At 53.0% G+C, this 11,413-nt stretch carries 6 protein-coding genes and 2 pseudogenes; 1 reads left to right on the top strand and 7 read right to left on the bottom strand.

What is annotated here, in order from left to right:
- Positions 1 to 137: pseudogene (locus GSQ94_RS21935) on the top strand (integrase core domain-containing protein); the annotation flags it as partial.
- Positions 138 to 396: 259 nt separating this feature from the next.
- Here the strand turns inward: GSQ94_RS21935 and GSQ94_RS18345 are convergent.
- The 7 genes and pseudogenes from GSQ94_RS18345 to GSQ94_RS18320 all read right to left on the bottom strand — a co-directional run bounded on the left by GSQ94_RS18345 (position 397) and on the right by GSQ94_RS18320 (position 11,187).
- Positions 397 to 2,673, bottom strand: coding sequence for a TonB-dependent siderophore receptor (locus GSQ94_RS18345; protein WP_158945310.1), 2,277 nt, complete (start codon positions 2,671 to 2,673; stop codon positions 397 to 399).
- A 377-nt stretch (positions 2,674 to 3,050) separates the two neighbouring features.
- Positions 3,051 to 3,176: pseudogene (locus tag GSQ94_RS21540) on the bottom strand (IS5/IS1182 family transposase); the annotation flags it as partial.
- A gap of 644 nt (positions 3,177 to 3,820) precedes the next feature.
- On the bottom strand, positions 3,821 to 4,369 hold the full coding sequence (locus tag GSQ94_RS18340) for a hypothetical protein (RefSeq protein ID WP_158945309.1): 549 nt from the start codon (positions 4,367 to 4,369) through the stop codon (positions 3,821 to 3,823).
- Positions 4,370 to 4,379: 10 nt separating this feature from the next.
- On the bottom strand, positions 4,380 to 8,366 hold the full coding sequence (locus GSQ94_RS18335) for an Ig-like domain repeat protein (protein ID WP_216843133.1): 3,987 nt from the start codon (positions 8,364 to 8,366) through the stop codon (positions 4,380 to 4,382).
- Positions 8,367 to 9,310: 944 nt separating this feature from the next.
- On the bottom strand, positions 9,311 to 9,409 hold the full coding sequence (locus GSQ94_RS18330; protein ID WP_158945307.1) for a helix-turn-helix domain-containing protein: 99 nt from the start codon (positions 9,407 to 9,409) through the stop codon (positions 9,311 to 9,313).
- A gap of 541 nt (positions 9,410 to 9,950) precedes the next feature.
- Complete coding sequence (locus tag GSQ94_RS18325) at positions 9,951 to 10,205, bottom strand: hypothetical protein (protein ID WP_158945306.1); 255 nt, start codon at positions 10,203 to 10,205, stop codon at positions 9,951 to 9,953.
- Positions 10,206 to 10,251: 46 nt separating this feature from the next.
- The gene (locus GSQ94_RS18320; RefSeq protein WP_158945305.1) at positions 10,252 to 11,187 is read right to left on the bottom strand and encodes a HipA family kinase; all 936 of its coding nucleotides are present in this window, start codon (positions 11,185 to 11,187) and stop codon (positions 10,252 to 10,254) included.
- Between the last annotated feature and the right edge of the window lie 226 nt (positions 11,188 to 11,413).

Here is an 11,413-nt window from a genome sequence, read left to right as displayed (position 1 = left end):
AGTGCCTACGAACCAACTGGTTCCGCAACCTGTTCGACGCACGCACCAAGATCGCTCACTGGAGAAAGGAGTACAACGAAGTTCGGCCCCACAGCAGCCTCGACTACAGAACACCCAATGAGTTCGCACTGGCAATCAAGAAGGCGAGCTATGGAAAAGACGCAGGCTACGCCTGCTTGGAAAACGCCTCCAGCGTTTCCCACTTTGCCACAGCTCCGGCGACGGGATAAATTCGTATTCACAAACGTGCGGGTTTTGGGGGCAGGTCAGTCCAGATCGATACCGAAGCCCCTTACACAGTGATCCCATCACCCTTGGCCTAAGTGTCGCAGACGACTTCAACTCCAAAGGCGCTCTCGACCTACTCTCCGTAGCCGCGGCCCAATAAGTTCCAACTCAAAACAGAAACTTGATCCCACCATCGGGAAACCTCGGCAACTGGTCCTGCGCCAGTACGCCGAGATCTCCTGCTCGCGGTCGCCATTGGTACGAATAGAAGTTACTCGACCCCAACGCATTCTCAAGTCCGACGTGCCACGTGAACACGCCCCGTCGTAACGGATGGCTCTGCTCCAACCTGAAGTCCAGTCGATGATACGCAGCCGATCTCGCCGCATTAATCATGCTCAGATCGTAGACGTCTCGATCCTGTGCATCGCTCAGCGCGATATTGTCCGGCGTATATGGCCGCCCGGAGGTTTGGCTATATCGAGACGTGAGCACCATCCTCTTCCGCAAAGCAAGTGTCCCCGCGATATTCGCTACAAATGGTATGTCATAGTTACCGCGCCGCAACACGCCATCCAACCCGGAGTACCAGCTCCTCGCATACGTCACCGCGCTCGTCACCGTAAATCCCGACGTAGGTTTATATCGAACAGATAACTCCGCTCCCTGCGCCAGTCCCAGCCCTGCACTCGTCATACGAAAAAGTAAGAAGGCTTGTCCAAACGTATCGGCAATATTTGCCAACGAAAGCTGCGGGTAGTTAGTAGCCACCGGATAATCCATGTAACGCTTCCGATAAGCCTCCACCGAGACCGCGATATGCAAGCTCTGTACCACATCGATCCCCGCCGTATACTGCTTCGAACGAATCGGCTTCAACGTCTGTTGGTTCGTAAACGAGACCAGATAAAGATTCGGCGGAAGCTGCGCATACTCTGCATAGCCAACATGGACGAGCCTGCCCAGAATAGGCGCCACAAACAAAACCTTCGGACTCCAGATCGTACTTCCAGTGATGGCCCATTGTGAGACTCGTTCCCCTCCAACCAACTTCATCCCATGCGGCAGCAACACGCTCGCCTGCCCATACACGGCCGAGGAGAATGGTGTAAATCTTCGATTCAGTGACGTCGCATCCAGCGGAGCCGGATCTTCGCTGTAAGGATTCTGCAGCCCCAGCGGCTGATCCACCCGATAGTCCAGACGATCGACTGACGCCCGAGCACCCGAGGTCACCGTCAGCCACTGCTTCGCCTGCAAGGTCCAATCATACTTTATCGTACTGACACCATCGCTCGACTCTTCGGAGTAGATAGGTGCTTCGTTCAGCAGCTGCGCATCTTGCAGCACCGTCTGTGACTGCTGCGAGTTACTCACACTAAGCACACCAAATGATCGCGCCGAAAGTACATGCTGCCAGTTCAATCCAGTAGTATTTCTCCAACCCTGATAGTGAATATCGTATGGATTTGTCTCGAACGGATCCGTCGGACTCGGATGAATATTAATGGAGTCGATCCCCGTCAGCGATAAACCCCACCAGTTGTTCCTATCGTCCACGCGCTTATCAGCTCTGATCAACGCATTCGAATAGATGGGCACACCGTTAAGCCCGATGTCGTTGGTCAACAAATTCAGGATGCTCCGACGAGCGGAGACAAACAGAGATCCGTCTCCCCAAGGCACGGTCCTCGACCCTCCGACTCCAGCGATGCCCAGCTCCGACTCCGAGTGCGCAACGGTCTTGCCCTCCGGTATGGTAGAGAACTCCACAATGGAAGATAGCCGCTGATCGTATTTGCTGTCGTAGGCATCCGTGTGCAGGGTCAACTTCTGGACCGCGGCGTTATCGATCATCGACACAAAGCCGCCGGTCGTATCGGAGAGCGCAAGCTGGTTGATCGAAGGGACCTCGATATTGTCTACCAGGAAGAGCGTCTCATCCGGGTTTCCTCCGCGAACGATAAAGTCGTTGTACTGATCGTTGTCAGAGACCACACCGGGCAGCAGCTGCAGAAACCGCGACGGATCGCCAAACGTACCCGCAGACTCCTCGATCTCTTTCTCGCTGACCTTTCGCTCAAATCCCTCCGTCGTATCGGTAGTGGTTGGTCTACCTTCTACCTTGATCGTAGTTCTCAATACGCCGATAACACCCGGAGTCTTCAAATCCGTGGAGGGAGAGACCTTGCCCGGTAACTCCGTCGCAACCCTATGATCGCTCCCCGGTTCAGCAGCTGCTGAGGCCTCCGACTTTGCAACTTCTCGAGTGCGACAGCCTGCGTCGGTAGTTATGGAGTTCGTGCCGGCTTTCACTCCAACCACTTCAGGACAACCGGAGTTAGAAGGCTGGTTAGACGAGTTATTCGATGCAAGTAGTTGGTACGGGCAGCTGCTGGCGAAGCTCCCCAGCAGTAATAAGACAGTGTGCGTAGTACAGTTCACAGAGATATCTCCAGGACGACCGATAGTCTCTTTATCGACCTAAGAGCCGTTCGTAATACCTCAAAGTAAGACCAACTCCCATAATGGAACTCACCACAACCTGTGAATAACGAACTGCGACCACATGTCCTTGGGAAAAACCTCATCGCGAAAGGTGGGTTATTTCAACAATGGGTGACCTACCCTTTCGTAGCCTCATCACGAAGAGTGGGTCATTTACGCGGAAGCGTGAACCGCTTTCTTCGCCTCTAGGGAGCCTCTGCGCGGACATTTGACTTCGTTGGCGAGGTGAGATCTGCCAGAGGGATCGTCGGAGTGGATGGGTTGACCTTTGATTTGGGTGGACTGGAGGCTGTTTTTGCGTCCTCCAGGCGTACTTATGCCCCGAGTTCTGCCAGGCGTTTGCGGTGAAGGTAGAGGTTGATGAGGGCGAAGTTCGTGCAGAGCCGATGATGATTTGTCGCAATGCCTCGGTATCGCACCTTGTCGAATCCGAAGACCCTGGGCGTGCCGAATGGGGAAGGATCCTTGCATTTCATATCGCAGCGTCATTACACCCTGCAGAACTGCTCTAGCAATCCACCACGCATCACGTTTGCTTCGAGCGCCCATTCGGCTGAACTGCAGTGGTTACAATCGAGCACAGATGTCACTCACCGACAAACGCATTTCCATTACTCGAACCCACCACCAGGCCTCCGAACTAGCCAGCAGGAGGAGCTGAATAGTGTCGGTCGATGAAATAGTTCAGGCCTTCCAGTGAGACACACATTTTATAAAGCCATTCGCATCGCTCGGTCCGCTCGTCGTCGCACCTCGCTAAGAAGCCAGCAAGAAAACATTAGCCAGAGCTGCATTTCGTGGGAAGTAGTCTCAAATCTCAATCTTTGAGAGTTGGTGCAGAATGTGATATGTTGCTCGACCCGGTCAAGAAGACCCCCGCCTTTGGCAAGGAGAAAAAGATAGCTTTTATGGATTTCACAGTTTCATTCTGTCTCTCCTCTTTCGTGAAGAGCTTTGCGATACGACAATCGACTGAGTCGTCGGGAATGTTTCTTGTAGCTTCCAAATCGCCCGCACCTGCCAATTACTCTGAGCTTCAGTTTTCGTGTCCTTTTTATCGAGGACTGCAATTCCTCTCTGGCATTCATCGACTCCCGTTGAAGACTCGATAGCTTATGCCAAAGCTGACACCGTAGGGGCTGATCGTACCAAACGTGAACTGCGGATATTGTTGATACTCCACATCAATCAACCGGATCTTCAGATTGCTACCCAGCATAAGGTCCACTCCTACACCCGACGCAACTGTAAAGTATCGCCCTTTTGCTGCATCGTAGGGGAATTCGAAATAGCTTAGACCGACGAGAGTCTTCACGTAAGGGGTGTACGGTCCTTTACGAAATTGGACTCGCGGCCCGATAAAATACGCGGACTGGCCGATGTCGGGCCATCCGCTCTGCTTCATCCATCGTCCCTCTGCTTCGAGGCCAGCAGCCCGAACGGGGTTGATGTCAATATAGGCACCAGAGCCCAGCACCTTTTGTCCGCCGTAACCGGTATTGAACAAGGAATAGGTCGTGCCGACCGAGATGTAAGCGCCCGGCGCTGTTGCCGTGGGCTCTGCCTGGGCATCACCTTGGCGGCAACAGGCTAAAAAGCAGCCGAAAGAGATGAGAGCGAACAGATTCTTCATTAAGTTCCCCCTATCTCGTGATCGTCATAGTCATATTGACAAACTGCGAGACGCCGGTCCGACCCGTTGCATTCACGACAAAGTTATAGGTGCCCGGTGGGGTGCCGATGCTTTGGATATTGCCGCAACCGGCAATGCCCAGGGCCACCATACAAAGCGCGACCAAGACGATGAGGCTGTGACTAAAGCCCGACCGTCTAGCTCGAAAGGCCAGCAGTCCAAGACCGAGTAGACCTGGAAGTGAGCACGCTAGAAGAACTGTGTTGGCCTTGGAGCGGGGTTCCAGACGCGCCTCTGTTCCGCTCAACAACGCAGAGTTCGTATCGACGATTACAGTTAGGGGCAGCACCCCGCCGGCAGGTAGCTCCGCCTGGTCCTTGGAGAAGGTACATGTAGCGTTCTGAGGTAGCCCAAGGCAACCAAGCGAAAAAACATCGGTGAAGTTTTTGACCGAGGTCAATGTAAGAGCAATCGTACTGTGTTGCTTAGTCTGCATCTGAAAGGTAGACGGAGTGGCTCCCAAACTGAAATCAGGTGCCGGACCGATGGTCACCTGAGTCGGCGAGGAAGAGGAGGGCGCGTAGTTGGCGTCGCCTCCGTAGGTAGATGAGATGGTAGCTGTGCTTCCAGACAGAATGACGGTGACGGTTGCCACTCCTGTCGCGTCGACGGGAGTAGTAGCCAATGTGGTACTTCCCGATAGAAATGTTACGGTTCCAGTTGGCCCCGTAGCAGGAGGAGTGCCTATAGCGCGGACAACGGAGATAAGTGTCAGTTGCTGGCCTCCGCTCAGGGAGGTCGCCGAGGTGGTCAAGATGTCGGTGGTAGAGCGAGGCTGCACAACCAGGACAAAGGATCCGGAAGTGCTTGGGATGTCCTGAATATCGCCAGCATAGCTGGCCGTGAACGTATGAGAGCCCGCCGGCAAAGATGGGATCGAGATAGTCGCGACACCACTCGCATCCAGAGTGCCAACTCCAATTGAGATCGAATCTTCGGAAAATGTAACCAGCCCAGTAGGCGAAATCGATCCTCCATTGGAGACCGCCGCAGAGATTACGACTGAAGTAAGAGTGGGGAGCGGACTTTGGCTTGATGAGACAGCCGTCGAAGTTGGAGTTTGCAGAACGACGATCGTAACCACCCGCGACCTGCTGCCGACATCGTTGGAGTCGCCACTATAGATCGCGGTCAGATTATCCGTTCCGACACTCAGGTTGGAGACACTCAGAGAAGCCGTGCCATGGCTGAGATTTGCTGTTCCGAGGGATACATTGTCGTTCATGAATGCGATCGTTCCAGTGGGAGGGCTTCCCCCTGCTGCCGTGACAGATGCGCTAAGAACGACAGCTCTTCCAGAGAGCGAGCTGGTCGTGCTCGAAGAAAGAGCAGTAACCGTCGGCGTCTGCGAGATGGTCTCCGTAATGATCTGAGTCGATTTACTAGTCGCATAGTTCACATCTCCCTGGTATACAGCGGTGATCGTATGCGTTCCCGAAGTCAGGCTCGCGTTGATATAGGTCGCGACACCTGCTCCGTTCAACGGTATGGATGCGAGAACGATGGTGCCGTCCATGATGTTGACGGCACCAGTTGGTATTGAGGCGCTTACTCCCGTCACCGTAGCGGTCAAAGTAATTGGGGTTCCAAACTGCGCTACAGCAGAGCTCGTACTCAATATGGTCGATGTAGGAGCAAGATTGATCGTCTGCACAAAGGAATAGCTGCTGGTGAAATCGTTCGCGTCTCCGGCGAATGTAGCCGTGATGTCGTGTGTCCCTACTGGAAGCAGAGGCATGGTGAAGAATGCAGTTCCGTTGCTGCTCAAAGTCGAGGCTCCGAGAGCGACCGAGCCATCTGAAAATGAAATGACTCCCGCGGGAGGTATGATCCATCCTGCCACCGTAGCCGCGAAGGTCACCTCAACAAACTTGGCGACTGGATTCGCACTTGGGATCACGTTGAGAGATGTCGTCTGTTCGATTGTCTCGATGAGCGGATGATTGGGTGAACTGGCAGCATTTAAATTATCGCCGCTATAGGCAGCAGTAATGGTGTGGCCCTGGAGAACAGAAAACGAGGTAGTGATCGTTGCGGTGTCAGACGAAGGGTCCACCGGCTGAGGAACACCTATCGGAGTTGACCCATCAAAAAACTGTACGGTTCCCGTTACCTGGTTCGGGCTTGCGATATGAGCAGCAAATGTCACTGCCAAACCAACCCCGGCTGGGTTGAGACTTGATGTAACGGTGGTCGAGCTTGGATCGACCGAGAGCACAGTGGCAGTTAGATCTACGCCAGTGGGATTGTTACCAGCGTCGGATGTGACCGACAGGACACCCGTTCCCGGAGTGCCCACAGTGATCGGCGCGAACTCTACCGCTAGAATGCAACTACCATCAACGCCTAGCGGGTGAGAGGTCGAGCATGTAGTTGTGATCGGGTCTGTCGGGTTGAGATCTAAAGCCGCATTTTGAGTGGCCGGCTCGGCCGTGAGATCAAACAGGTTGAGTGGTGTGTTGCCATCGTTTTCTAGTTTTTGTGCGATAGGTGAGGAGATCTTCCCCTCCTTCAAAGTGGGGTACTGAAGGCTACCTGTAGACGCGCTGATCTCACGAATACGAAGATCCAGACGGTCAGCGAGAAAGAGATTGCCTGCGCCATCAAGGTAGACCGAGTAAGGCTTATAAAGGCCTGCAAGTGCTGCACTGAAACCATCGCCACCAAAGAGAGCCGTGCCATTACCGGCGATCGTACTTATGACACCTGCGACGTTGACCTTACGGATAACGTTATTCTCAGAGTCTGCGATATAGAAATTGCCTGCCGGGTCAGTAATGACACTGGCCGGGCTGTTTAAAGTAGCTGCTGTTGCGGGGCCACCGTCCCCTGCAAAGCCGCTGCTGCCATTTCCAGCAACGGTTGTGACGTCTCCGGTGACTCCATCGATCTTGCGAACGCGGTTGTTCGCGAAGTCAGCGATATAGATGCTTCCATTTATCGAAATCGTAAGGCCCCACGGTTGGTCGAACTGAGCCGAGATTGCTGCAGAGCCATCTCCAGAGAACCCAGCACCTCCGTTCCCAGCGATGGTTGTGATGAGTTGGCTGGAGGCATCCACCTTACGAATGCGATTGTTTCCGGTGTCCGCGATGAAGAGATTGCCGTTCTTGTCATAGCCAAAACCTTGAGGTGACGACAGTAACGCAGTTGTCGCGGCCTGCCCTTCTCCGCCGAATCCTGAGCTCCCGAGAGTTCCAGCGATCGTCGAGATATTGCCTGTAGTCGCATCGATCTTGCGGATCGCACTATTCCCTGTGTCGGCAAAGACAACGTTGCCGGCTCCATCGATCGCAATCGCCGACGGTTGATTGATCAGAGCGGATACAGCCGAACCTCCATCTCCACTCGAACCCGCAACCCCACTATTGTTTGCAATGGTTGCGATATTTCCGGTGAGATCGATCCTGCGAATACTGTTGCCTCCGGTGTCAGAGACATAAAGATTCCCTGCGACGTCCGTTACCACTCCAAGAGGAAGCTTCAAAGCGGATTGGGTGGCAGGTGTGCCGCCGCTGCTGGGACAGGTGCTATCGCTTAGACATCCGTCGCCAACTACAGTGTTGATCTGGCCGGGAACTACCACGTTGAGGCCGCCTGTCCCTACAGCGGAGAGATATTGCGTCGCCATGACATGACCATCGTCAGCGATCAACAAGATGGCTCCGATGCGCGCTCCAGGGTACTTAGGCGTAAAGGTGACAGATACGGCGCAGGTCTGTCCCTGAACGTAGGATGCAGTGATACACGAGCCGATCCCGGAACCGTTGAAATCTAAGTTGGTGGCGCCCTGGGTCACCACATGAACTGCAGCGAGACTTCCTGCAGACTGAATCGTCACCGTAACCGATTCGGTCAGAGATCCGCCCGCGACCTGGACTGTAGACGGGAAGATAAATGCAGGCTGAGCAAGAGCTTCTTCGTGAAAGCCAAGCAAGACACAGCAACTGGCAATAAAAAAGCACCGCAATTTAAAGACCGAGCGTGCTATAAGCCGGTTATCCATAATCGGCTTATAGCCATTACTAGCTTTTCGGAATAAACCACAATCAACCTGTTTCATCCGTTTAAATCCCCCCTTTTGAACCAGGCGCAGTGACTTCTAATCTTCATTGCGTGTTGTAAGGTAGTCTCGCGTGCAGATAGAGCACTGCTGCCTGACCTCTCTCTGCACCTTCGATTCCAAAAACTGACCAGCGCTATTTATGATTTTCTAATTTGCCAGTCCCAGCCGTGGCTAAGCGCCAAGACGCGATTTGGCTAAATAAAGAATCCGGGTGATAAAAATCTAACCCGTAATTGTGACGTAATCTATCTACGCTGGATTAGTACCGTCTAATCTCGGCTAGATCTTCGCTGAAGAACTCGAAGCCGAGGCAGTCTTGTTGTCAAGGACAGAGTAAAAGGGAGCCATTTGCACCTGTGAGGAGCATTGAGACTGAGCAGGCAGGTTCCCGTGTGTAAATATCGAGGATCGTCAACGCTCGGAAGCGCGTTCCATCCTGCAACTGATATATCAGATACTTCCCAACGTCCCAGCTCAGCAGCACGCGGATCTTACAATCCCCCTAGCGCACCCTGCTCTGCGCGATCTCGCGTATTCGCATTCGCAACTCCGTCCATGGCTCCTGATAGCCCTAGTAGCGATATGTGCCTCGCCTCATCAAAAGAACCCGGCAGGCGCACCGCTCGCTCGCCCGATACTGGTCACATAGATGATCGACCATCGGACGGCGTCCCGAGGGCTTCAGAACTTTTTCTGAGCACCTCCTGCAGCATCGTCTTATCCGGACTTAGATCTGCGACCAGTTGTTTGAGTCGGCTATTTTCTTCCTGGAGCTGTTTCATCTGCCGTGCTTGGTCCGTCTCCATACCAACATGCTATTTCTTCCATCGATAGAAGGTCTGCTCGCTGATCCCAACCTTGCGAATCACCTCCGCCACAGGCACTCCCAGCTGCGCCTGCTTCAGCACGGCCACAATCTGCTACACAGAAAATCACTTCTTCTTCATGCAAAATCTCCCTTCAGATTTTGCCGAAGACTAACATTTGCTTTGGTTCAGTTTTACCGGAGCCCATCAGTTTTACCTGCACCGCGCTCCATTCGCCACAGCCGGCTGTCCGGATGCTGCGCTCTTGAGAGCGCCTGCAACTTGGCGCAGCGAGTTGTGCCGGCTGCCTGGAATCGTTGTGCTCTGGATACCAGGGCTGCATTCAGACAATTCACTCAGAGGAAATAATCATCACTGTGGATTGTGAAACATGAAGTGCAGCGTATGGATGACCTTCGCAAGAACAATCCAAAAAGTAACGGAGATTAGACAGACATTTCGCAGTCCCACAAAAGCTTCAAAGCAATCTGATAGCGGCATGGCCGGCGTAATTTCGGTTTCTGAATGCGAGGAATGGTCGCCCCCACTCTCGATGATCGCTGTTTCCATAAATCAGATGGTAAAGGGCACATCGCCTACCAACGCTGACAAAAACGCAATGGCCTATGAGCGCATTCCCATTCTGGATCTAAAGAAGGTTATCGAAATACTCGTGCCAAGGCAAAGATCCGCGAACAACATCAAAGAACTCTTGGATCACTTCATTTAGGTCTTGCACGGAGCAAGAGCCCGACACGATGGCACGCATGGGGCCAACGTTCAGATTGGCTAAGCGTTTAAACAAAGCGGCAATCGAACTCTGTTCGTTACTTTGAAGTCGAAGATCTTCTAAGAAGGTTTCGATTTCATCAATCTCCCATTGGGAGGCAACTCCAATTTTCATTTTCCAATCCCGCAGGCAAAGAACCTGTAACGCGTATGAACTACGTTCAGGCAGTCGCACGACTATGACGAAAGGCACTCCGTGTGCCCGGAGTTCTGAGGTCGTGTATTCCAAAATCTGATACTCGCAGATATTCATCTATGCTTTTCTGTTGACTTGGGTGCCAAGTCTTTTCTGAATCTGCTTGGACGAGTTCCGGCAAGCGAAGTAAGCGATCCGCTAAATTGCTGAGCAGTTCACGCAAGTTTCCCGAATACCATTCTGATGGCATAGGGGCGACAATCGATGTGAGCACTTCCGGAATGATAGTTTGAAATCGTGAAATCCAAGAGGCTACTTGTTCATCTTGCCAAAGATCTGTATAGACTGCCATCTCTAAATGAAGAGCGGAACCAAGATTACCTTGAAAGTTCCATTCTGGGCCGCCGAACATATGGCCGTGATCAATGAAGCAAACTTCCTGAGCGTTTGTCGAACTTCGTCGGAAGATAGCCTGACGGTTATCTTGATGGTTGGCCCAAACATCAAGAAGGTACATCCCCAAAAACGCCTGCCGATTCGTGATCATGCTGACTCTCGAAGGGCTTATGTATTCCGTTGGCCGGTCAGCGCCAGAGGTTTGGCCTACTAACAGACTGCCAAAATGCATCCCCTTATTGGGACGGCGTACTCCAGATGGAAGTTCGAACCACAGGTCCGGGTGACTGTCGATGAAGCTGTCAGAGAGCCATATCCCCTTGGCTTCCGCTACGGGGAGCCCGACAGCTTTTGCAACGAGGCTGCCCACGTGTTCATTGGCAAGGAGGTTGGGGCCTATGGGATTGTCCGACATCTTTACAACGTAGTTTCTGCCATCATTGGCTCGAACTAACATCGACTGTGAACCACCTTTCATCTTCCTTACGTATTGGTTGGCAGAGAGAATGGCATTACAACAAGGATGAAGACTATCTTCAAAGGAGCTAAACTCAACCAGACCCACTTTCCCTCCAAGCATAACCTCTGAAGCGTACAGGGGTGTACCACTTTTTCACACTACAACTTCCGTTTGGCCCCCTTGGAGTAACGGTTAGCCACCGTAAAGTAACGGATGGGTCAGAGGAGAGCCAAAACGACCGCTCCCCCCTCTTTAAGTCGTAACGCTCCGATAAAGCACGGCCATCGCGCTCCGGCAGGGGATGCCCAGAAGTCGATGAGCACCCCTTGCC

The sequence above is a fragment of the Granulicella sp. S190 genome (genome assembly GCF_009766095.1).
Classification (GTDB): Bacteria; Acidobacteriota; Terriglobia; order Terriglobales; family Acidobacteriaceae; genus Edaphobacter.
The sequence above is the reverse complement of the archived record's forward strand: the minus strand, read 5'-3'. Positions and strand labels throughout refer to the sequence as shown.